The sequence below is a fragment of the Pseudomonas sp. LS-2 genome, assembly GCF_003605735.1.
Lineage (GTDB): Bacteria > Pseudomonadota > Gammaproteobacteria > Pseudomonadales > Pseudomonadaceae > Aquipseudomonas.
On the sequence record NZ_QXTJ01000029.1, the window covers coordinates 1 to 25001 of the forward strand.

At 58.9% G+C, this 25001-nt stretch carries 19 protein-coding genes and 3 pseudogenes; 10 read left to right on the top strand and 12 right to left on the bottom strand.

Annotated elements, in window-relative coordinates:
- Window positions 1–783 precede the first annotated feature (783 nt).
- The 4 genes from D3M70_RS17020 to D3M70_RS17035 form a co-directional block, all read right to left on the bottom strand.
- Window positions 784–1347, bottom strand: a complete 564-nt coding sequence (locus D3M70_RS17020; RefSeq protein WP_062384928.1) for a tetratricopeptide repeat protein — start codon at window positions 1345–1347, stop codon at window positions 784–786.
- A 354-nt stretch (window positions 1348–1701) separates the two neighbouring features.
- Entirely contained in the window at window positions 1702–2985 is a 1284-nt protein-coding gene (hemL, locus tag D3M70_RS17025) for a glutamate-1-semialdehyde 2,1-aminomutase (RefSeq protein WP_120126895.1), read from the bottom strand.
- A 57-nt stretch (window positions 2986–3042) separates the two neighbouring features.
- Entirely contained in the window at window positions 3043–3669 is a 627-nt protein-coding gene (thiE, locus tag D3M70_RS17030; protein ID WP_120126896.1) for a thiamine phosphate synthase, read from the bottom strand.
- Window positions 3670–3696: 27 nt separating this feature from the next.
- Window positions 3697–4494: a hydroxymethylpyrimidine/phosphomethylpyrimidine kinase gene (locus tag D3M70_RS17035; protein WP_120126916.1), complete on the bottom strand. Its 798-nt coding sequence runs from the start codon at window positions 4492–4494 to the stop codon at window positions 3697–3699.
- 332 nt (window positions 4495–4826) lie between these two features.
- On the opposite strand from D3M70_RS17035, the gene D3M70_RS33285 reads away from it, so the two are divergent.
- From D3M70_RS33285 to D3M70_RS17055, 5 genes and pseudogenes are all read left to right on the top strand, one after another.
- Window positions 4827–5946 (top strand): 7TM diverse intracellular signaling domain-containing protein (locus tag D3M70_RS33285; protein WP_375232984.1); only part of this gene is annotated, 1120 nt, incomplete at its 3' end.
- A gap of 1 nt (window position 5947) precedes the next feature.
- A pseudogene (locus D3M70_RS33290) lies at window positions 5948–6736 on the top strand (sensor histidine kinase); the annotation flags it as partial.
- Between the two features lie 139 nt (window positions 6737–6875).
- Window positions 6876–8525 (top strand): acyl-CoA dehydrogenase family protein, encoded by a 1650-nt coding sequence (locus tag D3M70_RS17045; protein WP_120126897.1) that lies wholly within the window; start codon window positions 6876–6878, stop codon window positions 8523–8525.
- 137 nt (window positions 8526–8662) lie between these two features.
- The gene (gene amn, locus D3M70_RS17050) at window positions 8663–10159 is read left to right on the top strand and encodes an AMP nucleosidase (protein WP_177418442.1); all 1497 of its coding nucleotides are present in this window, start codon (window positions 8663–8665) and stop codon (window positions 10157–10159) included.
- A 65-nt stretch (window positions 10160–10224) separates the two neighbouring features.
- Window positions 10225–10857 carry a pseudouridine synthase gene (locus D3M70_RS17055; RefSeq protein ID WP_120126898.1) on the top strand — a complete coding sequence of 211 codons (633 nt, stop codon included), beginning with the start codon at window positions 10225–10227 and terminating at the stop codon, window positions 10855–10857.
- 111 nt (window positions 10858–10968) lie between these two features.
- Here D3M70_RS17055 and D3M70_RS17060 read toward each other — a convergent pair whose 3' ends face one another.
- From D3M70_RS17060 to D3M70_RS33960, 3 genes are all read right to left on the bottom strand, one after another.
- Complete coding sequence (locus D3M70_RS17060) at window positions 10969–11175, bottom strand: DUF2788 domain-containing protein (RefSeq protein WP_120126899.1); 207 nt, start codon at window positions 11173–11175, stop codon at window positions 10969–10971.
- A 57-nt stretch (window positions 11176–11232) separates the two neighbouring features.
- On the bottom strand, window positions 11233–11712 hold the full coding sequence (locus D3M70_RS17065; protein WP_081569314.1) for an Lrp/AsnC family transcriptional regulator: 480 nt from the start codon (window positions 11710–11712) through the stop codon (window positions 11233–11235).
- Window positions 11713–12036: 324 nt separating this feature from the next.
- Entirely contained in the window at window positions 12037–12552 is a 516-nt protein-coding gene (locus tag D3M70_RS33960; protein ID WP_305955091.1) for a hypothetical protein, read from the bottom strand.
- A 51-nt stretch (window positions 12553–12603) separates the two neighbouring features.
- Between D3M70_RS33960 and D3M70_RS33965 the strand changes: the two genes are divergently transcribed.
- Window positions 12604–13260, top strand: a complete 657-nt coding sequence (locus D3M70_RS33965) for a DUF6515 family protein (RefSeq protein WP_309137588.1) — start codon at window positions 12604–12606, stop codon at window positions 13258–13260.
- Window positions 13261–13291: 31 nt separating this feature from the next.
- Here D3M70_RS33965 and D3M70_RS17075 read toward each other — a convergent pair whose 3' ends face one another.
- The 5 genes from D3M70_RS17075 to D3M70_RS17095 all read right to left on the bottom strand — a co-directional run bounded on the left by D3M70_RS17075 (window position 13292) and on the right by D3M70_RS17095 (window position 18753).
- The gene (locus tag D3M70_RS17075) at window positions 13292–14197 is read right to left on the bottom strand and encodes a cation diffusion facilitator family transporter (protein WP_120126901.1); all 906 of its coding nucleotides are present in this window, start codon (window positions 14195–14197) and stop codon (window positions 13292–13294) included.
- A gap of 31 nt (window positions 14198–14228) precedes the next feature.
- Window positions 14229–14654: a polyribonucleotide nucleotidyltransferase gene (locus D3M70_RS17080; RefSeq protein WP_120126902.1), complete on the bottom strand. Its 426-nt coding sequence runs from the start codon at window positions 14652–14654 to the stop codon at window positions 14229–14231.
- A 214-nt stretch (window positions 14655–14868) separates the two neighbouring features.
- Complete coding sequence (locus tag D3M70_RS17085; protein WP_120126903.1) at window positions 14869–16086, bottom strand: c-type cytochrome; 1218 nt, start codon at window positions 16084–16086, stop codon at window positions 14869–14871.
- A gap of 10 nt (window positions 16087–16096) precedes the next feature.
- Complete coding sequence (locus tag D3M70_RS17090) at window positions 16097–18289, bottom strand: molybdopterin cofactor-binding domain-containing protein (protein WP_120126904.1); 2193 nt, start codon at window positions 18287–18289, stop codon at window positions 16097–16099.
- A gap of 11 nt (window positions 18290–18300) precedes the next feature.
- Complete coding sequence (locus tag D3M70_RS17095) at window positions 18301–18753, bottom strand: (2Fe-2S)-binding protein (protein ID WP_120126905.1); 453 nt, start codon at window positions 18751–18753, stop codon at window positions 18301–18303.
- Window positions 18754–19680: 927 nt separating this feature from the next.
- On the opposite strand from D3M70_RS17095, the pseudogene D3M70_RS17100 reads away from it, so the two are divergent.
- From D3M70_RS17100 to D3M70_RS17115, 4 genes and pseudogenes are all read left to right on the top strand, one after another.
- Window positions 19681–20320, top strand: a pseudogene (locus tag D3M70_RS17100) (GlxA family transcriptional regulator); the annotation flags it as partial.
- Between the two features lie 124 nt (window positions 20321–20444).
- Window positions 20445–20864, top strand: a pseudogene (locus D3M70_RS17105) (DEAD/DEAH box helicase); the annotation flags it as partial.
- 365 nt (window positions 20865–21229) lie between these two features.
- Window positions 21230–22270 carry a DUF1837 domain-containing protein gene (locus D3M70_RS17110; RefSeq protein ID WP_256659889.1) on the top strand — a complete coding sequence of 347 codons (1041 nt, stop codon included), beginning with the start codon at window positions 21230–21232 and terminating at the stop codon, window positions 22268–22270.
- Window positions 22263–24893: a DEAD/DEAH box helicase gene (locus D3M70_RS17115; protein WP_120126907.1), complete on the top strand. Its 2631-nt coding sequence runs from the start codon at window positions 22263–22265 to the stop codon at window positions 24891–24893. Before D3M70_RS17110 ends, D3M70_RS17115 begins: the two co-directional genes overlap by 8 nt.
- The last annotated feature ends 108 nt before the right edge of the window (window positions 24894–25001 follow it).

Here is a 25001-nt window from a genome sequence, read left to right on the forward strand (position 1 = left end):
TACTTGAATCGGGAACGTGAGCCTATGAACAGACAAACTGCTTGAGACTGACGCGACAACTACATTGACACACACCGAAAGCACCAAAAGTAACCAAAAGTGCCTGCTCCTGGTTTGGCCCTCGTTCCTCGGGTTCCTTCACTTCGGCGACGCTCCGTGGGCCCGCGCCGAACGGACATCCATGTCCTGACGGCGCTCTCGCGGCATCCATGCCGCTCGACCCACTCCACGCCACCTGCGTTCAGCCTGCACCCAAGTCGCGATTGGTGCTGTCTGGAATTTCGCGCACTTAGAAGCAAAATCAAAAGCCAACCCAGCTCTGGGATTTCACGCGAACCCTGTGGAGAAGCCGGAGGTCACGACGGTACGGGCCGCGATTCGGACGATGGCGGTGGGTCTGGTGGCTCATCTGCTAACTGATCCACCGCTTCGCTGCCGTCGCACAGCTCCGGCTTCTCCCACAGGAATTGCGTCAGGACGGACAGCTGTGTTCGCTGTTGATGTTGATCTTGCTGCTAAGCGCACGTCAGCCCAGACACCACCAATCGCGACTTGGGTGCAGGCTGAACGCAGGTGGCGTGGAGTGGGCCGAGCGGCATGGATGCCGCGAGAGCCGCCCCCCGCCATGGATGGCGGATGGCGGCGGGCCCACGGAGCGTCGCCGGAGTGAGGGTACGGCGACGAAGGAGCCGCCAAACCAGGAGCAAGGACACTTGGTTACTTGGTGTCTTTTCAAGTAACTCGCCGAAGGCGAAACAGGTCTGGCGTTAGCCAGAACCCATCTCAGGGCTTGGCACTATCCGGAAACGGCGCAAAAGGCGTACGCCCCTCGGCTGTCTGCAATTCCAGAAGATACTTGCGGAAAATCTGCCCCAATACCTGAGTAGCGACTTCCAGATCTTCCTTCTTCATCTGCGCGGAAACTTCGTCGGCCTGATCCAGAGCATCTTCCGAACCATTGACCGCCGCCATCTTCAGCACGATATAGGCCTGAATGTTATTGGCCTGCACGCCTTCGCCACGAAAGAACATCAGGCCCAATTGATACTGTGCCTGTGCATGCCCCTGTAACGAAGCCTGTTCGAAGTAGTTGAGCGCTTGAGTCAGGTCGCGCGGCGTACTTTTGCCGTCGTAATAGAACTGTCCCAACTCGTATTGTGCCTGCGCATCCCCGCCTTGAGCCGCCTGCTGGCAGGCCGACAACGCTGCTGGCAGGTTGTCTGGCTGGGTATTGAGGGTGCAACGACCCACCGCTGGGATCAACAACGAGTTGCCACCTGCATTCGCCAGCAGGGGATGAAGAAGCAACAGGCAGCCCAATGCAAGGGTGCGGCCGGTGCGGTTCATGGAAGTCGACTTACCTCTGAAAAAGGTGCGGGCATGCCCGTCCAGCGAAATGAGCTGGCTGCGCATTATGAAATAAGCGGGGCCAACCTTACAAAGTCTTTGCTGATTTTCTGCTACACGGGCTTGATTGGCCTGTATTCAGGGGCTCGAACCGACGCGCAGGTGTAAACATCTAACAAAATAACTCAGGAATATCGCAAATCAACCTGTGAGGGGCAGGACGGCGGCAGACGATATACCCTCTTTTGTCTGGCCGCCCACGATTCCGGGTCCGGCTTGCCAGCGATGGCGCATTCCTGATCGCTACCGCCGGCAAGCCGTGCTGTTACAAAGGTGTGGTTGTTGCGTGGCCGGTTACTTCAACTTCGCAAACGCCTTCTCGGCGGCATCGAGCGTCAGTTGCAGTTCCGCTTCGCCATGAGCGATGGAGGTGAAACCTGCTTCGAACGCACTGGGCGCCAGATACACGCCGCCTTCCAGCATGGCGTGGAAGAAGCGCTTGAAACGCTCTGCGTCGCTGCTCATCACGTCCTGGAAAGTGACGATCTGTTTGGCATCGGTGAAATACAGGCCGAACATGCCGCCGGCCTGAGTGGTCACGAAGGGGATGCCCGCAGCGTCGGCGCGCTGTTGCAGACCTTCGAGCATGCGCGTGGTGTAGGCGCTCAGCTCATCGTGGAAACCCGGACGGCTGATCAATCGCAACGTGGTCAGACCCGCCGCCATCGCCAACGGATTACCCGACAACGTGCCGGCCTGATAAACCGGGCCCAGCGGCGCGATGTGCGACATGATTTCGCGTTTGCCGCCGAAGCAGCCGACTGGCATGCCGCCACCGATGATCTTGCCGAAGGTGCTCAGGTCGGGTTTGACGCCGTAGTAGGCCTGAGCGCCGCCGAGTGCGACGCGAAAGCCGGTCATCACTTCGTCGAAAATCAGCACCACGCCGTGCTTGTCGCATTCTTCGCGTAAGCCTTGCAAAAAGCCGGGTGCTGGCGGCACGCAGTTCATGTTGCCCGCAACGGGCTCGACGATGATGCACGCCACTTCCTGACCCACTTCAGCGAGCATCACCTTGACCGCGTCGATGTCGTTGAACGGCAGCGTCAACGTGTGTTTGGCGAAGGCGGCAGGCACGCCAGGCGAACTCGGCACGCCCAGGGTCAGCGCGCCTGAACCGGCCTTCACCAGCAGGCTGTCGGAGTGCCCGTGGTAGCAGCCTTCGAATTTGATGATGCTGTCGCGGCCGGTGTAACCCCGTGCCAGACGGATCGCGCTCATGGTCGCTTCGGTGCCGGAGCTGACCATGCGGACCATTTCCATCGACGGCACGATGGAGCAGACCAGGTCGGCCATCTCGGTTTCCATTGCGGTCGGCGCGCCGTAGGACAGGCCGTGCTCGAGTTGTTTGCGCACGGCGTCGAGGACGTCCGGATGGCTGTGGCCGAGGATCATCGGGCCCCAGGAACCGACGTAATCGACATAACGCTTGTCGTCTTCGTCAGTCACGTAGGCGCCAGCGGCGTGCTTGAAAAACAGCGGGGTGCCGCCGACGCTCTTGAATGCGCGAACGGGCGAGTTGACGCCACCGGGAATATGCTTCTGAGCATTGGCGAACAGGGTTTCAGAACGGGACATGATGAGGTCTCTGTTTGAATCGGTCATAAAGGGAAGCGCAATCGGCCCGACGCGGGATCAGGCCGACTTGAACAGATCGTTGAAGGCGCGCGCACGGCGGGTGACTTCCTGGGTCGTCTCAGCGCCGAACAGGCCGTGCACCACCGCCAGCAGATCGGCGCCGTGGGCCACCAGCGGAGCGGCGTTTTCCAGGGTGATGCCGCCGATGACGGCGATCGGCAGGTGAATACGTTTGCGCGCCTGTGCCAGCATCTCCAGGCTGCACGCTGGTGCGCCAGGCTTGGTATTGGAATTGAAGAAGCGCCCGAACGCGACGTACGTTGCGCCATCGGCCTTGGCCTTGTCAGCCAGTTCGAGCTGCGCGTGGCATGTGGCGCCGACGATGGCTTTGTGGCCAAGCAAGGCGCGGGCGTCCGGCAACGAGCCGTCGGTCTGGCCCAGATGCACGCCGACCCCCAGACGCGCCGCGACCTCGGCGTCATCATTGATGATCAATCGGGTCTTGTAGCGCTCGCAGAGTTTGAGCAGTTCGGAAGCTTCGCGCAGACGACGGGTCTCGTCGCCTGATTTGTCGCGGTATTGCAGCAAGGTCACACCGCCATCGAGGGCAGCTTCGACATAGGACAGGAATTTGCCCGCCAACAACTGGCTGTCAGTCACGGCGTACAAGCCACGTAGTTTCATCAGGGGTGCCTCTTTGTTTTCGTGGCGTTACGAGCAGAAATCCAGCGGCAGGCGACGGGGTACGAACTGGCCTTTGCCCAGTTGTTCGGCATCGCGTAGCGTGCGCCAAGTGTAGTCCAGCGCCGTCTCCACGGCGCTGATCAGGTCTTGCCCAAGTGCCAGCCGACCGGCCAGGGCGCTGGCCAGTGTGCAGCCCGAACCGTGATAACTGCCGGGCAGACGCTGACAGGTGAACGTGCGTGTCTCGCCGCCACGTATATAAAGGCGGTTGTGCACTTGCTGCTCGTCGCCATGGCCACCGGTGATCAGCAGATGTTCACAGAACGGCAGCAGTTTTTGCGCACATTCATCGGCGCTGCCTTGTGGCAATTCGGCAAGAATGCGTGCTTCCGGCAGGTTCGGAGTGGCAATCGTCGCCAGCGGGAGCAGACGTTCGCGCATGGCGTAGCCGACTTCGTCCTTGCCCAGTCGCCCACCGCCACCGGCACGCAGCACAGGGTCGCAGACCAACGGCAGATGCGGATTGGCCTTGAGCAGTTCGACAACGGTGTCGACCATTTCCAGTGAGCCGAGCATGCCCAGCTTCACGGCCGCGACGGGCGAGTCATTGAGTACGGCATTGGCCTGGGCCAGCACCCACTCGCGGTCCAGCACCCGGAAGTCGGCGACGTTCACGGTGTCTTGCACGGTCAGCGCGGTGACCGCTGGAGCTGCGTGGCAACCCTGAGCGAGCAGGGCTTCGATATCTGCCTGCAAGCCGGCGCCACCACTGGGATCGTGGCCGGAGAGACAGAGGACAACGGGGCGGGAGCTATAGATATTCATGGTGCGCGAGCTTACCACTAAAGCTTTTGCCGGGCCGCCAGTCGCCATCAGATTTTTCGGGCATGATTAAGCGATGGCTCTAGAACGGGCCTCTTGGCGATTGAGGTGCCGGTCGTCATGAAAGCTCAAGGAAAGCTTGGCGGGTGCCGATTAAGATGGTGTCATCTAGCTATCAATCGCTATGCTGTTGGCCTAGTTCGTTTGTCCCAGCCAGAAGAGTGAATGCAAGTGCGTTGCCCGTTAAGCCAGTTGGCCCATCGTAGGATCATGTTGTTGTCTCCAATGGAACGGGGGAATCACCACGCCACCCAGAACGAAACGGGTGGTGATGCATGCGCATTCTTCTGACTCTGCTGCTGGTGCTGATGCCCCTGCTCGCCAGCGCCGTGGAATTCAACGAAAACACGCGCAGCCTGCCTCTGGGGCGAGCGACGCAGGTCTTCGAAGACCCCAGCGGCAACGCGACCATTGCCGACGTATCATCCCCTGAAGGCGCGGCGAAGTTTCGTGCGCTGGAGGCCAGTTCACTGAATGCCGGCTATTCGCGCTCGGCGTTCTGGCTCAAGGTCCGGCTGACCTATCGACCAAACGACCCATTCGCCTCCGCGGACTGGTTGCTGGAACTGGCCTATCCGCCGATGGACCACGTCGACCTGTACCTTTCCACCGACGACGCGGCGCCAAAGCTGGCCTGGCAGACCGGCGACATGTTGCCTTTCAGCAGTCGCCAGATTAAACAGAACAACTACCTGTTCGATCTGGACCTGCGACCCCACGAAAGCAAGACCGCGTATATCCGCGTCGCCAGTCACGGGTCGGTGCAGGCGCCCCTTAACCTCTGGGCCAGCCACGCCTATATTGAGGAACAACCTTCGCGGCTGTACATCCTCGGGATGATCTACGGCGTGCTGGCGGTAATGCTGGTCTACAACCTGTTCATCTATCTGAGTGTGCGTGACAACAGCTACCTCTATTACATCCTCTACATCACCTGCTTCGGTCTGTATCAGGTGTCGGTCAATGGCGCCGCTATCGAATTCCTGTGGCCTGACAATCCCTGGTGGGCCAACACCTCAACGACTTATCTGATCGCGGCGGCGATCCTCTTCGCCAGCCAGTTCACACGCAAGTTTTTACAAACGCCGAAACTCGGCTGCTGGCTCGATACGCCGCTGTTGCTGATGATGGGCTGCGCAGCGGTGATCATGGTGCTGTCGTTGATCGCCGACTACGGCATCGCCTTGCGTCTGGTCACGGCGCTGGTGTTGATATTCACGCCGGTCATCCTGCTGATCGGCATCGTGGCCTGGCTCAAGGGCCGACGCGTGGCGCGCTATTTCATCTTCGCCTGGTCGGCGTTTCTCGTGGGCGGCGTCGTCAACGCCACCATGTTGCTGGGGCATCTTCCGAACAACTTCTGGACCATGTACGCAAGCCAGATCGGCTCGGTGGNCGCGAGCGTCAGACGCAAATCATGGCGCAGTCCAGCAAGGACCTGGAAAAACTCAACCAGCAACTGGCTGTCAGCAACCGGCTCAAGGACGAGTTTCTCGCCACGCTCACCCATGAGTTGCGTACGCCGATGAATGGCGTGATCGGTTCGCTCGAACTGATGCAACTGGACGGCGCCGAAGACGACATCGAACTGTATCGCCAGACCGCTGCCGACTCGGCGCAAAACATGATGGGTATCGTCAACGGCATCTTGACCCTGACCGAGCTACAGGCCGGACGCATCAGTGTGCAAAGCGAAACGTTCAGCCTGCGTCATTTGCTGTTTCAGGTGCGCAGCGCGTTCGAGCCGCAGGCGCGGGGCAAGTCGTTGACGTTGAGCGTCGAACTGGACGAAAGCCTGCCCGACAGTCTGCAAGGTGATGGGCTCAAGCTGCGCCAATGCATGGATTGCCTGATCGATAACGCGATCAAGTTCACCAAGAGCGGTTCGATCCGGATCCGCGTCAGCGGCCAGTGCATCGATGCGCAACAGGTGCGGCTGTTGGTTGACGTGATCGACACCGGTATTGGCTTCACCCGGCTTGACGAAGAAACGCTCTACGCCAATTTCTATCAGGTGGATGGCTCCATGACCCGGGAGTACGGTGGACTCGGAATCGGCCTGGCGATCTGCCGACAGTTGATCGAGCTGCAAGGCGGGCGCTTGAGCCATCAATCCGAGCCGGGGAGTGGTAGTCAGTTCCGCTTGAGCCTGAACGTATTGCGAGGAACTGCGCCGGTGGCCTGATCTGCACGCCTGCTGGTAATGGGAGAAGCAGGGCAAAGGCGCCGTCATTTAGTCGCCTATGGCACTTTTTTCACCCTCAGGTGCGTGATTCACTGGTCCTCATCTGCGCTTGTCGCACTGACCGGACCGGAGTTGCCTCATGAACCTGCATCAGTTCGCCGAGACCCACGACGTCACCAACCAGCCGCCTTCGCTGGATGGCACCAATCTCTATCGCATCGACCTGCCGCTGCAGGAGTGGTCGCAACACTTCGGGGCCGGATGGGCGCAATCGAGAATCGATGCTTACGGTGCGCTGGCCGGCGGTCCGCTGATGGAAGCCGGCTTTCTCGCCAATCAGAACAAGCCGGTGTTCGCCAGCCATGATCGCTATGGCCATCGTATCGATCTGGTGGAGTTTCACCCCGCCTATCACCAGTTGATGCAAACAGCGGTCGAGCACGGCATTCCCTCATTGCCCTGGACCGATCCGCGAGAAGGGGCTCATGTCGCCCGCGCAGCCATGAGTTACCTGCACTCTCAGGCTGAAGCCGGTAGCGGTTGCCCGTTGACCATGACGTTCGCCAGCGTCCCCGCACTCAAGCTTCAACCTGATTTGGCGGATATATGGCTGCCGAAAATCCTCGCGACTGAATACGACCCGCGTAACGTCGGTATCGCCCACAAGGCCGGGGCCACCATTGGCATGGCAATGACCGAGAAGCAGGGCGGAACCGACGTGCGGGCCAATACCACTCGGGCTTATCCAGTTGGCCAGCCAGGTCCGGGCCAGGCCTATGAACTGGTGGGCCACAAGTGGTTCTGCTCAGCGCCGATGTGCGATGCGTTCCTGACGCTTGCCCAGACAGAAAAGGGACTGACCTGTTTCCTGTTGCCACGCCATCGTCCGGACGACACCCGCAACGAGTTCTATATCCAGCGCTTGAAGAACAAACTCGGCAACTGGTCCAACGCTTCCAGCGAAGTCGAGTTTCGCGGGGCGCTGGCGTGGATGGTAGGGGAAGAGGGGCGCGGTGTGCCGACCATCATCGAAATGGTCGCCATGACTCGTTTCGACTGCATGACCGGCTCCAGTGCGCTGATGCGTCAGGCGCTGACTCAGGCTGCGCATCACTGCGCCCATCGCAGTGTCAGCGCACGCTTGCTCAGCGAACAGCCGTTGATGCAGAACGTTCTCGCCGATCTGGCGCTGGAAAGTGAGGCGGCGCTGGCGCTGAGCTTGCGCATGGGCCGGGCCCTGGAGCGACTGGATGATGCGCACGAAGCGCATTTCGCGCGGCTGGTCACGGCGGTGGGCAAATACTGGATCTGCAAACGCGCCCCCGCGATGATCAACGAGGCGGCCGAGTGCATGGGTGGGGCGGGGTACGTCGAGGACACCATCCTGCCGCGTCTTTATCGTGAAGCACCGGTCAACTCGACATGGGAAGGCTCGGGTAACGTGCAATGCCTGGACGTGCTGCGTGCGCTGTCAAAGGAGCCCGGCGTGCTCGATGCACTGTTCGACGAGTTGGGTGACGGCCATGGCGACAGGCGTCTGGCTGCGCACATTAATCAGCTCAAGACGGCGTTCAAGGACACCCGCGACATTCAGTACCGGGCACGGCAACTGACGGAAGATATCGCGGTGGGGTTGCAGGCCAGGTTGCTGCTGGAAGCGGGCAATTCCACCGTCAGTGACGGTTTTATCGCAGGGCGTATCGAACAGCCGGGGCGAGTGTATGGCGCGCTGCCCCGTGGGGTGGATGTCCAGGCGTTGGTGGCCAGGTCCTCGCCCCAGGTTTCATGACCCACCACTCCCCTCCGTAGCAGTCCGGCTTGCCGGCGGTAGCGATTTGGTGGGCCCCACCGTCGGCAAGCCGGACTGCTACAGGACATCCTTTGTCGCTGCATCATTTCGTGCCTTCCACATCCGTTGCAGGCAAGATGGAGCCTTGCAAGATCAGAAGGATGCGCATCGTGACTGAAGCTTTTATTGTCGTAGAAACCGCCGAACAAGCTGTGGATCGGCTTGCCGAGCTGCACGGACGTGCGACCACTGCCTTGAGCCAGGCGCTCAAGCGTTATCTGAAAGACCGCGTCGAGCCCGACGCCACCGAGCGCGAGCTTTTCCGCTACCCAGAACTGCGTTTGACCTATCACTGCCAGGGCGAAGTGCCACTGACCACCCGAGCCTACGCCAAGGTTCAACTGCCGGGCACTTACAGCGTTACCGTCACTCACCCGGCGGCGTTCCGCAAATACCTGATCGAACAGCTCGTGCCGCTGATGAATGACTTCACCGTGACGGTCGAAGTAGGCGTGAGTGAACAGAACATTCCGTATCCGTACGTCGTCGAGCAGGGTGATGAACTGGCGGGTACCGGCGTCACGGCCGCGACCCTGGCGCGTGTCTTCCCGAGTACCGACCTGTCGGCTGCCACCGACGGCATTGCCGACGGTCTCTACGACTGGGCCAACACCGACCCGCTGCCGCTGGCGCTGTTCGACGCCGCCCGTGTGGACTTCTCGCTGCGCCGGTTGGTGCATTACACCGGCAGCGACTGGCGCCATGTGCAGCCGTGGATTCTGCTCACCAACTACCACCGCTACGTTGACCAGTTCATCGTGCACGGTCTGGAAAAGCTGCGCGACGATCCGCGTTTCGTGAAAATGGTGCTGCCGGGCAACGTCATCGTCGACAAGAGCATGGACCACGGCGAAGCCCAGGCCATCGTTTCCAGCGTGGTCTGGCACCGTTATCAGATGCCTGCCTATCACCTGATCGCCGAAGACGGTCACGGCGTGACGCTGGTCAACATCGGCGTCGGCCCGTCCAACGCCAAGAACATCACCGACCATCTGGCCGTGTTGCGTCCGCATTGCTGGCTGATGATCGGGCACTGCGGCGGCTTGCGTCAGTCGCAGACCATCGGCGATTACGTCCTGGCTCACGCTTACATGCGTCGCGACGGCATTCTTGATCGCGTGCTGCCGCCGAACATCCCGATCCCGGCCCTGGCCGAAGTGCAGTTGGCGTTGCAGGAGTCTGCCGCGCAAATCACCGGCGAGCGTGGCGATGACCTGAAAAAGCGTCTGCGTACCGGCACCGTGCTGACTTACGACGACCGCAACTGGGAACTGCGCTGGGCGCAGGAGCGACCGTTGATCAATCTGTCCCGCGCCGTGGCAGTGGATATGGAGAGCGGCACCATCGCGGCTCAAGGCTATCGTCTGCGTGTGCCGTACGGGACGCTGCTTTGCGTGTCGGACAAACCGCTGCACAGCGAAATCAAGCTGCCGGGTTCGGCCAACGCTTTCTATGAGCGTGCCGTTACACAGCATCTGAAGATTGGTATTGCAGCGCTGGACCTCCTGCGCACGCAGCTTAACTCGTTGCACTCGCGCAAATTGCGCAGCTTCGACGAACCACCGTTCCGTTGATGTGCTAGGCGTTTAACGAAAGGGCCACTAAAGTGGCCCTTTCTGTGTCTACGCTTCGAGCTGATATGCCCCGCAATCAACGTCCCGTCTCGCGCCGTCCGGCGCCCAATTCTTCCGGTGCGCCGCGTCGTGTCGCCAAGGCGCCGCCCGCCGAACCCCGGTTGATCCTGTTCAACAAACCGTTCGACGTACTGACTCAGTTCAGCGATGGCGAGGGGCGGGCGACGCTCAAGGACTTCATTGAAATCCCCGGGATCTACCCGGCCGGGCGACTGGACCGTGACAGCGAAGGCTTGCTGCTGCTGACCAACGACGGCCAGCTGCAGGCGCGGATTGCCGATCCCAAACACAAACTCGCCAAGACGTACTGGGTTCAGGTCGAGGGCGAACCCTCGCAGGAGCAACTGCAGAAACTGCGCGATGGCGTCGAACTGAACGATGGCCCGACCTTGCCCGCGCAGGCCAGGCAGCTCGATGAGCCGGAACTCTGGCCGCGCAACCCGCCCGTGCGTTTTCGCAAAAGCGTGCCCACCGCCTGGCTTGAACTGATCATTAAGGAAGGACGCAATCGCCAGGTGCGCCGGATGACTGCCGCGGTGGGGTTGCCGACATTACGGCTGGTGCGGGTGCGGATTGGCGACTGGAGTATCGAAGGGCTGGATCAGGGGCAGTGGCGGGAAGTGCCGGCGATCTTGTAGGAGCGCGCTTGCCCGCGATTGCAATCTGGCAGTCACCGATGTTGTAGCTCATACGCCGCTATCGCGGGTAAGCGCGCTCCTACAAAAAACAGACTGTCGGCGCTAACGACTTCAGCCATGCTGCTCAAGATACGCAATCACCACGCTCTTGATGATGAACGCCAGCACCCCGAGGCCTAGCACGCCGAACAGGATCATGGTCCCGAAGCGTCCGGCTTTGGACTTCTTCGCGAGGTCCCAGACGATGAACCCCATGAAGGCGATCAGGACAGTGACCAGGATGGTCATCATCCATTCTTCAAATACTTCAGGCTCCATGGAGCGTCTCCGGTGTGTCGGGTTTGACTGGCGATTATAGAGTTGACTGACGCCGCATCAGCCGCGCAGATGCACCAGTGGCAACTCGGTGCTGGCCAACACCTGATTGAGCACGAAGCTCGAACGCACGCTGGTCACGCCATCGATTCGGGTCAGGTGCCCCAGTAGAAATTTCTGGTAGTGGTCCATGTCCGGTACCACGACTTTCAACTGGTAATCGGCGTCTATACCGGTAACGAGGCTGCACTCCAGCACTTGTGGCAGGTTGCGGATGTGCTGTTCGAAATTCTCGAAACGGTCCGGCGTATGGCGGTCCATGCCGATCAGGACATAGGCCGTCAGGCTCAGCCCCAGTTTCTTTCGATCCAGCAGGGCGACCTGACGCACGATGTAGCCGTCGTCTTCCAGTTGCTTGACCCGCCGTGAACACGGCGACGGTGACAGGCCGATGCGCTCGGCAAGCTCCTGATTGGAGATACGAGCGTCACGTTGCAGTTCTGCCAGGATACTCAGGTCATATCTATCGAGCTTGCTCACGATGGGCACCTTTATAGGATCGATTGCGCTGAATTATTCATCCGAAGTGAAAAATTGCGCAAGCGGTGTTTTCGCCAGCAACATTCGCAATCCTCTGTCGCGGACAAAAGCCTATTCTTTTAACCAGAATCACTGCCCGGACACAGCGTCCAGCGCGGCCCGCCGAATCAGGCCAGCCGCGGCCTCCAGCCCAACAGGGTTGATCAGGCCACCGGGCTACGCACTGTCCAGAAGACGATGCGAGGTGAGCCGGCGTCAAAAGCGTCGAGCCAGGACGAAGCATTCGCGAGAGGGCCCATGAGCCCTCTTTTTTTGTGCCCGCGATTAGTGGCGGCTGGTAGAGTGCGGCGAACGGCGCTCCAAGAATGCAGTCCTATCAACAGGTATCCGCGCCGCAGTGAGGAAAGCATGAACACGCGCATCTGGCGTCTGGCAGGTGTCAGTCTTCTGGCCTTGAGCATCAGTGCTCAGGTGTTGGCCGACGATAACAATCAGCAACAACAACAGCAGCAACAGCAGCGTGGTTTCGAGATGCAGCGTCAGCAGCAACAGAACCAGCAGCGCTTCAACCAGGATCAGCAGCAGAACCAGAACCAGCAGCGCGAACAACAGCAACAGCGCCAGCAACAACAGCAGCAATATCAGCAGCAGCGCCAGCAGGAACAACTCAATCAGCAGCGACAGATCCAGCAGAACCAGCAGCAGCGCTACGATCAGCAGCGCCAACAGCAGGACCGTGAGCGCAATCAGCAGCGTCAGGATCAGTTGCAACAGCAGCAGCGCCAGCAACAAATCCAGCAACAACAACGCCAGCAGCAACAGCAGTTGCAGCAGCGCCAGTTGCAGGATCGTCAGGGCAATCTGCCGATCCAGAGCCGTCCGGACACCGTGGTGCAGACCCAGGAGCCGCGGCAGGGGTTCTATCGTGATCAGCCTCGGGACAACCCCTGGCGCGGCAACGATCACCGTCCCGACAACGGTCGGCCGGGTGGACATGGCGACGGCTGGGGCTCCGGCCCGCGTTATCGTCCCGGCTATGAGATAGATCGCATGCCTGGCGGTTACTCACGGGTTCCGTACCGTGGTAACGACTATTTCTACTCCGGTGGTTACTGGTATCGCCCGCAAGGCCCGCGTTATGTGGTGGTGCAGCCGCCGCGTGGAGTGCGTGTGCGTTATCTGCCGGACTATGCGCAGCAGGTCTGGCTGGGCAGCGCGCTGTTCTTCCTCGCAGCCGGGACCTATTACACGTATGAACAGAGCACTCAGGAATACGTGGTGGCGCAACCGCCGCAGGGCGTCGAGCCGGTTTACTCTCCGCAGCCGCAACAGGCTGCCGATCCGTATGAGGTAGTCGCCTACCCGGCAAACGGCCAGAGCCAGCAGCAGTTCGAGCAGGATCGCTACGACTGTTATCGCTATGCGGTGCAGCAGAGCAATTTCGACCCTGCGAACGCGACCTATCAGCCCGCGCCCGAAGTGGTGGGGCTTTATCGTCAAGCGATGGCCGGCTGTTATGCCAGTCGCGGGTATAGCGTTCAGCAGTGATGCGGTGAAAGCTACAGGTACACGAAGACGCTCAATTCGGCACTGGGCTATCAGTCCTGTTCACCACTTCCTGAGGGTCGGCGTGTACCAGCACCTCGGCCTTGGGGTACTCGGCCATGATGGCGCGCTCCACCTGCTCGCACAGGTCGTGCGCCACCGACAGGGTCAATGATCCCGGCAACTCCAGATGCAACTGCACGAACCAGTGATTACCAGAAATTCGTGTGCGCAAGTCATGGGCGCCGAGCACGCCGGGGACGTTTTCTGCCAGGGCGAGCATGCGCGCGCTGACGTCCGTCGGGAGTTCGGCATCCATCAGCACCGACACCGTTTCCCGTGCAATCGAGACCGCGCTCCACAGGATATAGAACGCGATGGCCAGGCCGAAGTAAGCGTCCAGTTGGTCATAGCCGAAGTACGCCAGGCCCAGCGCAATCAGGATGCTGGCGTTGAGCAGCAGGTCTGAACGGTAATGCAGCGAGTCGGCGCGAATGGCCGCCGATCCCGTCTCCTTGACCACGCGATGCTGCAATGCAAGCAGCGCCACGGTCAGACCGATCGACAGCACCATTACCACCATGCCCAGCCCCGGAGCGGTCAATGGCTGCGGATGCTGAATACGCTCGATGGCCTGGAAACCGATGAGAAATGCGCTGACTGCGATGAACAACGCCTGAGCCATGCCCGACAGCGCCTCGGCCTTGCCGTGGCCGTAACGGTGATCGTCGTCGGCGGGGCGCAGTGCGTAATGCACTGCCAGCAGATTGAGGAAGGACGCCGCGCCATCGAGCAGCGAGTCGGTCAGGCCCGCCAGCAGGCTGACCGAGCCGCTCAACCACCAGGCCACTGCCTTGGCGATGATCAGAATACTGGCGACGGCCAGCGATGCCCGCGTCGCCAGACGCAATAACCGGGCATGTTCAGGGCTGCTGCTCATGGCGCTTCCTTCAATCAGAACGTTGAAAACATCAGGCCGATGGCACCAGACCCAGGCTCGCCAGTTGCTGAGCGCTGCCCTTGTGCTGGATCAGACGCGGGTCGTCCAGCGGCAGGGTGCGGCCCAGTTCGGTCTGGATGATGGCTTGCAGTTTGGCGTTATCCACAGTGCCATCGGCGCGCACGGCGGGTTGCAGTTTCTGTGGGTCGATCTGCGCCTGTTTGCCGCTCGGCAGGTAGATCGCGCCGGTGGCGAAGTCGACCGCGAACGCGATCACGCCAGGGATGATATAGAACAGCAGGCCGATGGCGTCGAGCACCACGATGGCGGGGTCCATCCGACCGCTGCCCTGGATCTGACCACGACGGTCAGGGTAGAAAATACTGCCGCAGGCGGTCAGTTGAGCCAGCAGGCTGGCGACCAGAACACCGCCAATCAAACGGGAAGGAATGCGCATGGAGATCTCCTCAGAGGAAGTCGCAACTATACAAGGCAAATGCCTAATCACTAAGACTATCCAGCAAGCGAGACGGTTCTGAAGGAGGAGCAAAACAAAGCGCGAGGTTGAGTGGCAGTGCAGACAGGGGAGGGCAATGGGCGGGGACAAAGGTAAACGCGCCAGTGAGCATTTCGGAGGCGTTCCCTCCATGCTCACTGGCGTTCAGATGGCGTCAGTGCAGTGCGCTGGCGCGATTCTTGGCGATATCTTCCGGTTTGATCTCACCATTGCTCTGACCGAACCGTCGCAACACGAACGTGCTGACAGCGGCCAGTTCGGCGTCGCTGTAGCTACGCGCGAAGTAAGGCATACGTTGGTCCGCACGGGTGGCGAGCGGCGTATGGCCTTCGAGCAGGGTCGCTACCAGGTTTCTGCCGGACGGGTCGTTGACGGTTTTCAATCCGGCCAGACCGCCTGCCGGTGATTGCCGACCGCTGCCGTCGAGTTGGTGACATGCCACGCAGGTGTCGTTGAACAGCTTCATGCCCAGACCTTTCTGCAATGCCCCGTCGTTCATCGCCATCGTCGGCCGGGCGATGCCTTCGGTCCTCGCTGGCGTGCTCTTGAGGTAAACGGCGATGGCCTTGAGGTCCGCCGGGTCCAGATAGCGCAGGCTGTGTTCGACGGCATCCGCCATCGGGCCACCCGCACCGCCGAAGCCTGGCGCGTAGCCTTTGGACAGGTAACTGACGATGGCTTCTTCAGGCCACGCGCCGATGCCGTGCTGACTGTCGGAGCTGATGTTGTAAGCCTGCCAGTTCCCCAGCTCGGCCCCCGCCAGCGACTTGCCCGAGCTCATGGCCTGGAAGATATTGCGCGGTGTATGACATTCGCCACAGTGCCCCGGCCCTTGAACCAGATACGCCCCACGGTTCCATTCGGCGGACTGCTTGCTGTCCGGCGCAAAGCGCTCGTTGGAAGCGAAGACCATGTTCCAGAACATCATCCCCCAGCGCTGGTTGAACGGGAACGACAGCTTGTTTTCGGGTGGCGCCTGCTTCACCGGTTCAAGGCTGAACAGATACCCCTTGATCGCCAGAATGTCCTCGCGAGACATCAGCGTGTAAGACGTGTACGGGAACGCCGGGTAGTAATGCTTGCCGTCCTTGCCCACCCCTTTTTGCAGGGCGTCGACGAACTCGTCGTCGGTCCAGTTACCGATACCGGTCTCTTTGTCCGGGGTGATGTTGGGCGAGTAGAGGCTGCCGAATGGCAGTTTGAACTCCAGCCCTCCGGCGAAAGGCTTGCCGCCCGGCACCACGTGGCAGGCCACGCAGTCCGCTGCACGGGTCAGGTATTCGCCCTTGCTCATCGCAGGTGCTTCGGTTGCATGGACGTTCAGCGCCAGACATCCGGCCAGCAGTCCGAGCGCACGCTTTAGATATTTCATGTTGCGCTCCTTAAACAGTGAAATAGCCGGAACGGCTCAATGGCAGACGACGTTCGCGCACACCCGTCGCGGCGTACAGCGCGTTGACCAGTGCAGCCGCTGCGGGCACCGCACCGGTTTCGCCCACACCGCCAGGTGTTTCGACGCTATCGACGATGTGCACCTCCACTGGGGGCGCATCGCTCATGCGAATCTGCCGGTACTCGTGGAAGTTGGTCTGCTGAACCTGACCGTTTTCGACGAGGATCTCGTTGAAAAGCGCCGCTGACAGGCCGAACAAGGTGCCGCCCTCCATCTGCGAGGCAACGGACGTCGGGTTGGTGGCAAAACCACAGTCGATCACGGTCAGCAGACGCTTGATGCGCAGGCCCTTGTCGCCCTGTTTTTCAAGTTCGACGACGGTGGCGACGAAGCTGCCGAACACCGCTGTCACGGCCACGCCTCGCCCGGATCCGGCCGGTAAGGGCTTGTCCCAACCGGTCAGTTCTGCGGCTTTCTTCAATACGGCCTGGGCTCGCGGTTGCGACTGCATCAGGCCGAGTCGGTATTGCACCGGGTCGACCTTGGCGTTGTGCGCCAGTTCGTCGATGAAGCTCTCCAGTGCATAGGTGCTGCGCAGTGGCCCCACGCCTCGCCACCATGAAACCGGGATGACCTCCGGGTCGTGACGAATGTAGCGAACCTGCAGATTGGGCAGGGTATAGATCGGGTCTTTCGCGACTTCCACCGCGTCGAAGTCGACGCCATCCGCGGGAAGAGCGCCGAGATAGGCTGCGACAACCGAGGCGCCAGCGATGCGATGCTCCCAGCCAACCGGGCGCAGATCCTTGTCCAGCGCGGCGGTGAGGCGGTCGACGTAGTGCGGACGATAACGGTCGTGGGTCATGTCCTCTTCGCGGCTCCAGATCAGCTTGATCGGGTAGCTGAGCTGACGGGCGATATCCACGGCCTGGAAAATGAAATCCGATTCCAGTCGCCGACCGAAACCACCGCCGATCAACTGGTTATGAATCACCACTTTTTCCACCGGCATCCCGCACACTTTGGCGGCACCCATCTGCGCCAGACCGGGCGCCTGGCAACCCACCCACAGTTCGCACTCATCGGCGCGCACATGGGCGACGCAGGTCATCGGCTCCAGTGGCGAGTGAGACAGGAACGGCTGTTGGTAGATGGCTTCGAAGCGGCTCGATGCGCTTTTCAGGGCGCCGGCGATATCCCCGGCCTTGTGGGCAAACACGCCGTCGCCAGCGCTGGCGTCGAACAGTGACTTGTCGAGTTGCGCGGAGTTGAGACTGGCATGAGGGCCCATGTCCCATTCGATTTCCAGTGCCTTCAACGCCTGTTGGCAGGCCCAGAAGTTGGTGGCCGTCACCGCAACCGCGTTGTGCAGGCGAACGATGTCGCGAACCCCTGGCACTTTGCGCGCGGCGTCTTCATTTGCGACGTTGCGCAACGTGCCGGTGGAAACCGGGCAGGTGAGCGTGGACGCGATCAGCATGCCGGGGACTTGCAGGTCGATGGTGAATTTGGCGGTGCCGTTGACCTTGTGTGGTGTGTCCAGGCGCTGCACGGGCTTGCCCAGCAATTTGAATTCGCTGACAGGCTTGAGGGGAATGTCACTCGGCAGCGGCAACAAGGCAGCGGCATCGACCAGTTCGCCGTAGCCCAGGCTCTGACCGTTCGGGCCCAGCACCTTGCCGTTCTCGGCGTGGCACTGGCTAGGCGCGACTTTCCAGCGCATCGCTGCGGCCTGAATCAGGACGATACGCGCACCGGCACCGGCCTTGCGCAGCGGCTCCCAAGTGTAGCGGGTGGACGTCGAACCGCCGGTGGCCTGGAACGTGAGCAGCGGGTCGGTATAAAGGTCGGCGTTGGGCGGCGCTTCGGCGATGCTCACCTGGCTCAGCGGCACTTCCAGTTCTTCGGCGACCATCATGGCAATGCCGGTCTGGACGCCCTGGCCCATCTCGATTTTCGGCGAAATGACAGTTACCGCGCCGGTTCGGTCAACGCGCACGAACGCGCCATAACCTTTTTCAGCGTTGTCACCCAGATTGGCGGATTTCACGGCCTCGGCGGCAAAGCTGCGTGAAACCATCGAAGGCAGGTAAGTGCTGATGACCAGCCCGCCCAGTAATGCGCCACCCTTGAGCAGTCCGCGACGGGACAGCACCGCGGCAGATGTTTGCGAATCGGACATGATGAGTTCCTTCAAGCCTGGCTGACGCTTTTGATGGCAGCACGAATGCGCGTGTAAGTGGCGCAGCGGCACAGGTTGCCCGACATGGCGTTGACGATCTGTTCGTCATTGGCCTTGGGGTGCTCCTGCAACAGCGCGACCGCCGACATGATCTGCCCCGACTGGCAGTAGCCGCATTGCACGACTTCATGTTCCAGCCAGGCCTTCTGCACTGCCTGCCCTACGGCCTGTTCGCCGACGGCCTCAATGGTGGTCACCTTGCGGCCTGCCACCGCACTGACCGGCAACACACACGAGCGCACGGCATGGCCATCCAGGTGCACGGTGCACACGCCGCACTGGGCGATGCCGCAGCCGTATTTGGTGCCGGTCAGGCCCATCACATCACGCAGGACCCACAGCAACGGCATGTCGTCAGGGACATCCAGTTCGTGTTCCTGGTCATTAATCGTCAATTTCTGCATCGCAACCTCTGAAGGTCATCACGGTTGGCGCGCGTGCGGTCATGAGAGGTCTCTCATCGCACGTCGCGCAGGCTTCGTTTTTTTCAATCGCTCCGTGCCGTGGCCGAAACGTTTATGGGTATAGGCGAGTCTGGTTGCCCGCTTTTTTATCAAGGTGAGCGTGTTACAGGAATTCGAACTGACAGGGTCAATGGGTCGATCAGAAATCTGGCGCCGCTGTTGCCGTCCTCCCGGTTGAAGGGCTGAATCCTACCTCCGACCGGCGCGACTATCGAGCGGCAAATCGACAATCTCGCTTCATGCACGAAAGATTGTTGCTCAATAGGCTCCCAACGTGTCTGTTCAGGGGGTCCGGCGTGCACCAGGGTCATCGTCTTGCATGCTGATCCGACGATTAGAGAGTGCGGTGTTGCCAAGAGGAAGTGCTGTTCAGATCATGTGTCAGCGAGGCAGTAGTAGAACCTGTTTTTTATTGCCAATGCGTTGTCGTTCTCTATGAACTTTGTGCGATTTTTTATGCTGGGTTGATAGGTATGTCCGCCCTTGAGGTTGTTCAGGAACCACACATCGGGAGTGCACTTCTTTTCATGTTGTATCGCATTGACGTGATTTGAAACGACAATTATGGTCATGTTTTCGGACGCGACAGGCGGCGGCGGACATGCATCGGATCGGGTATTTGCTAATGGACGGCTTTCAGGTCATGGCACTCGGGACGCAGTCTGTATTCGAGTTCGCCAATGTCGTGGCCAAGGAAGAGTTCTATCGCGTGACCAATTACTCCATGTCAGGGGGTGAGGTGCGCTCTTCGGTTGGTGCTTCGGTCAATACGTCGGTCGCCACGTCCGAATCGCTTGCCGACACCTGGATGGTGTCTGGCATCGTAAATCCTGCGGCATTGAACACTTCCGTTGAAGAGCTGGAGTNGGGGGCATTCGTTCTGGCGCAGGCCGGGCTGCTGGACGGCAAACGGGTAACCACGCACTGGGCTTATGCCGATTTGCTCAAGACCAAGTTTCCCAATACTCAGGTCGAGCCTGACCATATCTTCATTGACGATGGCGACATCTGGACCTCCGCAGGGCTCTCTGCGGCCATGGATCTGGTCCTCGGCATGGTGGAAAAAGACCTCGGACCGGAAGTCGCCAACAAGGTGGCCCGGGTGCTGGTCATGTATCACCGACGCTCGGGAGGCCAGTCCCAACACTCTGAGATGTTGAAGCTGGCGCCAAAATCGGATCGGGTCCAGGCCGCCCTCGAATACGCGCGCGCCAACCTGTCGAGTCCCTTGAGCATTGAGACGCTGGCAAAAGTCGCGCACCTGAGCGAGCGACAATTCAGCCGCATTTTCTTTTCGGAAACGGGTAAGTCCCCCGCCAAGGCCGTCGAGCAGCTTCGGCTGGAAACCGCCAGGAACATGATCGAACGGGGGCATCATTCCCTTGAAGTCATTGCCCGGGAAACCGGCTTCCGCGACCGACGGCATTTACGCGAAGTCTTCATCCGCAAGCTGGGCGTCTCCCCTCAATCGCTCCGGCGAGAGGGGCGGGAAACGGTATGCGAGTAACCGCCGCCGTCTGACAGGCTCGTGGCGACCGGAACGCATCGTGGGTGCAAGCGTGGTCAGGGCAGATAGGCCAATGGCGAGGGGGTGAATCTCATATACTTCTTTCCCCCACTTGGGAGAGACCATGAGTTCGTTGCCCATCGACGGCGTATTGCCGGATCTGCTACATGCCCTGCGTGAACATGATGATGTCGTGCTTCAGGCGCCGCCCGGCGCAGGCAAGACCACCCGCGTGCCTCTGGCGCTGCTGCAGGAGCCATGGCTGGCAGGCCACACCATTCTGATGCTCGAACCACGACGCCTGGCGGCCAGAGCGGCGGCGGAGCGACTGGCATCCGAGCTCGGCGAGAGCGTGGGTCAAACCGTCGGCTACCGGATCCGCCTGGACAGCAAGGTCGGCCCCCATACCCGCGTCGAGGTGGTGACCGAAGGCATCCTCACCCGTCGCTTGCAGGACGACCCGTCACTGGAAGGTGTCGGGTTGCTGATTTTCGATGAATTCCATGATTTGCTGATTTGTTCGCTTTTAGGCTTTTGCTTGTCAAGCTTTAGAGGCAACGCCCACAAGGCGTTGCCTGCTTTCGCTCTTGCTTGAAAGTCAAAGCCCACAAGGCTTTGATGCTCCTGCTCCTGCTCCTGCTCCTGCTCCTGCTCCTGCTCCTGCTCCTGCTCCTGCTCCTGCTCCTGCTCCTGCTCCTGCCTCTGATCTAGAAAGCTCATGTGGCGCTTATGACTGGGAGTGCTCTTGAATCTGCACGTACTGACACAACACACTTGATGGTCTCCCCGCGAGCCCGGACGCGCCAGCATGTTCTGAGTGATGGCAATCCGCATTCGTTCGCGTCATTATTGGGACAGCCGCTGTGACCTCGCCGTCGGCTCGTATTGGACTTCCCAGGGACTGGAACAGTGTCTTCTTCAGCTAGTGCGACCCCGTCGCTCAGTGATGTCATTGATAAATTACTGGATCAATCTCCGCTCGATGATTTTGTGAGCTGTGCTCAAGATTTTTCGGTAGCAACACCAATCATTCCACCCAAGCTCGCATTGCTGTACGTCCGTTTCCAAGAGGATATCCCCAATATAAGCTCACTCGCCGAATTTCTCAGCAGCCAGGCGGTTAACTATGCCTTGAGCCGTAGACGCCGAGAGGCTTACATCGCGGCGCTCAAAGCCGGAAAAAATGGTGATTTGTCAGTTGCTAGCCAAGTTCATCGGGCTGTCAAAAGCGCGTTTATAGAGTTCCGGACTGAATACCCTTCACGAGCCAGCGAAGTGGGTGAGGTTCTAGCTTATAGCGTGGCAGTGAGCCGTCTTAATGCCGCCCAGCTTGTAGCAAAAATGTCCTTGAAGACTTCGACTAATATGCCAGTGCACGGGCTTGATGGTATCCATGCATCAGTCAAGGATGGAGTGCTAAATATATTCTTTCTTGAGTCAAAGCTGGCTGGTAGTGCTGCAAGCGGAACTGCCGATTATGCCGAGTCAGTTGCAGGGTTTGGGGGTAACCAAAAACAATATTTGCAAGAGTACGGAATGGTACGCGATCTTGGGAACCTTGACGCGTTAGGCCCGGAAGATAGGGAACGTCTAATGGAGTACCTTGACGTCTTTGGCAAGCCAAATGCCCCTAAAAGAGAACGGTCAGTGGGAGTGATTTGTTATTCGGAAACCAAGCATTTTGGTAACAAAATTCCAGTGGACGACGGGCCGCTAGATAAGCATGAGATGCATTTCAGCCAGCTCTATGCAAACGACTATGGTAGGCATCACAAAAATGTGACAAACCAGCTGGCTGCGCAAGGGGTTGATGCGAACAAATGCATGCTTTATCTCGTAGCTGTCCCGGACGTTGACAAATTGCGAGTGGAGTTTTATGACTCTCTGGGTATCGCGCCAGCGTTAGCTGATGTAGATCTCACAGTCAGCGAGGTTGACGAAGATGAGTAGCTTTGCATCGGATTTATCAGCCCGAATGATTAGCCATCCTGAGTTCAGAGAGGCTATAGGAGACCTGCAATCTGCCGGAGCCGCTAACACTCTGCCAGAAAATATTGAGAGGTCGAAGATCGACCCTGATCTTGAGGCGCTCGGAAAACTTCTGTACTGCGCATCGGTTTTCGCACAGTCGAAGATAGAGGCGCATATCACCCTCGCCCAGGCCATTGCGTTCAATGCGATGCTTGTTAGCCAAGAGCCTAGTGTGCTCGAGCGGTGCTCTGCAGTGCTAACAGAGCTTGGGAATTTTCCGGGTCTTAAATATTCGCAGTTACACTTCAACTCGAAGCTGACGAGTCTTGTCAACCTCATTCAGCGGCATGTGATTGAACATCTCAATACTATCCAGGTTCATGGCGATAAGATTGCGTTGACTGACTACCAAAAGGAGGTATGGGATTCGTTGCAGGAAGGGCGGTCGGTCGCGATTTCTGCACCGACCTCAGCCGGTAAGTCGTTTTTAGTGATAGAGCATCTCTGTCGTCGGGCAGCGGTGGAAGAGAGCTTTACATTTGTCTACATCGCGCCTACCCGTGCGCTACTGTCCGAAGTGCATCTCAAGATCAAGGAGCGGCTGGCAAGGGATGCTGAGATCCGCATTACTGATATTCCTACACTCGAGCAAAATCCCCGACAAGTTTTTGTGCTGACTCAGGAGCGATTCCAGGTACTTCTTTCCACCACATCCTCAGTGATAGACCTAGTGGTAGTGGATGAAGCTCAAAACTTGTCTGATGGTGCGAGGGGAATGATACTACAGAGTTGCATTGAGCAATGTTTTGAGAGAAGCGCAAGCACAAGCGTTGTAATGCTCGCACCTGGTGCGGAGGGGTTCAAAGAGGCCCTCACGAGTCTTGGGCTGCCTGAGATCTCCGAGATCACGACAACTGTTTCCCCAGTCCTTCAGAACCGCATCGTGGTGACAAAATCTGTTGGAGCCAATGAACTCGAATTTAAACTGCTAACTTCACATCAAGCCACTTCTATTGGATCGATGAAATGTAACGTAGGTTTGGCCTCTCCTGAAAGTCGATTTGCCGCTGTCGCTATTGAACTCGGAAGCAAGGGCGGATCGTTGGTTTATGCTAAAACGCCCACGGAAGCCGCTAAGCTAGCTGGCTCTATCGCTCTTGGCGTCACCAGCCCTGATGCAATCGGCAAAAATGATGACCTCGTTTCTTTCATAAAAGATCATATCCACCCGGACTATCATCTGATAGGCATGGTAGAGAAAGGCGTAGCTTTTCATTATGGGCAAATGCCGTCGCTTCTTAGGGAAGCGATTGAAACAGCGTTCCGCAAGGGTTCAATAAAATTCCTAGTCTGTACCACTACGCTTTTCCAAGGAATTAACCTGCCCGCCAGGAACGTGTTCATTGACACTCCAGCCCGAGGCAAGGGCGATAGGCAGATGCTGGATCCAGCTTTGCTGTGGAATTTTGCTGGCCGGGCAGGGCGTATGTCTAAGGATATCGTTGGCAATGTTTTCCTTGTGGATTACGAGTCCTGGAGCGAGCAGCCCATGGACAGATTCAAAAAGTTCACTATCAAGTCGGCTTTAAGCGATGTGATCACTCATAACGCGAGAGACGTTTTGAACGTTCTCGGCGGAAAGGCTCCCCCCGGGAAGCCTCGTGATGAAGTCCACAGGAATGCGGTAGCCTCAGCAGGCATGCTGATCAGCAAGGCTAGGCAGGGTAGCGTTCAGGCCTTCTTGGATCGAGTCGCGCCTGAGCTAGATATTATGGATTCCCGATTACTATCCAACGCGTCTGAGAAGGCGTCGAGTGAATTATTACTTCCTCTAAATGTGTTGAATGCAAACTGGACACTTGACCTGTTCGCGCTGAATGCTCTCATGACATTCCTGATCGAGAGCGTAAAGAGTGGCGATGTCGAACAACTGATTCCGAAAAGCCCTGGCGACCTTGGAAAGCAGGCATTTGGTCATTATCGGGACATTTTCAACAATCTCTTCAAGTTCATAAAAGGGTTTGGTGGAAATTTTGGTGCCTATGTCGCCCGCATCGCGGTGAGGTGGATGGAAGGAAAGCCGTACCCGGTAATCCTCAGGTATGAAATCAACGCCAAGCAGGCCGAGATTCAAAGGAAACGCGACATCGAAAGCATGTACGTCCGAACTGTCCCTAATTACAAGGCCAAAAGCATTGCAGCCCTCAACCCCAGTAAGGTGATCAAAGACGCCTTTGACACAATTGAGGATGTCATTCGATTTCAGCTTGTTCAGATGGGAAAAGCCTACATCGATATCCTAACCTCAGTGCTGATCGAGAATGGTTTAAGCCACAAGGTATCTGAAATCTTTGATTTCTCTTTAGCCCTTGAACTGGGTGTTAGCACGACGACGGGGCGGGCATTTCTAGAGCTCGGCCTATCCCGCATCGCTGCAGCTGAGCTTCAACGGGTAGTGCCAAATAGCGACCTTGATGTCGCTGCGGCTCGTAAGGTGATCATGGAGTACGATCAATCGACCTTCTCACTCAGCCAAGTGATCGTCGATGAGATCAAGAGAGTTCGTGATGCCATATCCAGCGTCCCCGTTACGGCAGGTTAATGCCTAACGGTGCGCGCCCTTTGTGACGCGTGGTTGAGAGAGCCCTTCCTCGTAACGCACTGGGCGACTACCTTAACGCTGGCGTCACCACGGGGAGTAGCGTCCCTA

Excerpts from the sequence above, each read along its gene's own strand:
- D3M70_RS17020 (WP_062384928.1), bottom strand. The coding sequence starts at position 1,347 with ATGAACCGCACCGGCCGCACCCTTGCATTGGGCTGCCTGTTGCTTCTT.
- hemL (WP_120126895.1), bottom strand. The coding sequence starts at position 2,985 with ATGTCCCGTTCTGAAACCCTGTTCGCCAATGCTCAGAAGCATATTCCC.
- thiE (WP_120126896.1), bottom strand. The coding sequence starts at position 3,669 with ATGAAACTACGTGGCTTGTACGCCGTGACTGACAGCCAGTTGTTGGCG.
- D3M70_RS17035 (WP_120126916.1), bottom strand. The coding sequence starts at position 4,494 with ATGAATATCTATAGCTCCCGCCCCGTTGTCCTCTGTCTCTCCGGCCAC.
- D3M70_RS17045 (WP_120126897.1), top strand. The coding sequence starts at position 6,876 with ATGAACCTGCATCAGTTCGCCGAGACCCACGACGTCACCAACCAGCCG.
- amn (WP_177418442.1), top strand. The coding sequence starts at position 8,663 with ATGGAGCCTTGCAAGATCAGAAGGATGCGCATCGTGACTGAAGCTTTT.
- D3M70_RS17055 (WP_120126898.1), top strand. The coding sequence starts at position 10,225 with ATGCCCCGCAATCAACGTCCCGTCTCGCGCCGTCCGGCGCCCAATTCT.
- D3M70_RS17060 (WP_120126899.1), bottom strand. The coding sequence starts at position 11,175 with ATGGAGCCTGAAGTATTTGAAGAATGGATGATGACCATCCTGGTCACT.
- D3M70_RS17075 (WP_120126901.1), bottom strand. The coding sequence starts at position 14,197 with ATGAGCAGCAGCCCTGAACATGCCCGGTTATTGCGTCTGGCGACGCGG.
- D3M70_RS17080 (WP_120126902.1), bottom strand. The coding sequence starts at position 14,654 with ATGCGCATTCCTTCCCGTTTGATTGGCGGTGTTCTGGTCGCCAGCCTG.
- D3M70_RS17085 (WP_120126903.1), bottom strand. The coding sequence starts at position 16,086 with ATGAAATATCTAAAGCGTGCGCTCGGACTGCTGGCCGGATGTCTGGCG.
- D3M70_RS17090 (WP_120126904.1), bottom strand. The coding sequence starts at position 18,289 with ATGTCCGATTCGCAAACATCTGCCGCGGTGCTGTCCCGTCGCGGACTG.
- D3M70_RS17095 (WP_120126905.1), bottom strand. The coding sequence starts at position 18,753 with ATGCAGAAATTGACGATTAATGACCAGGAACACGAACTGGATGTCCCT.
- D3M70_RS17115 (WP_120126907.1), top strand. The coding sequence starts at position 22,263 with ATGAGTAGCTTTGCATCGGATTTATCAGCCCGAATGATTAGCCATCCT.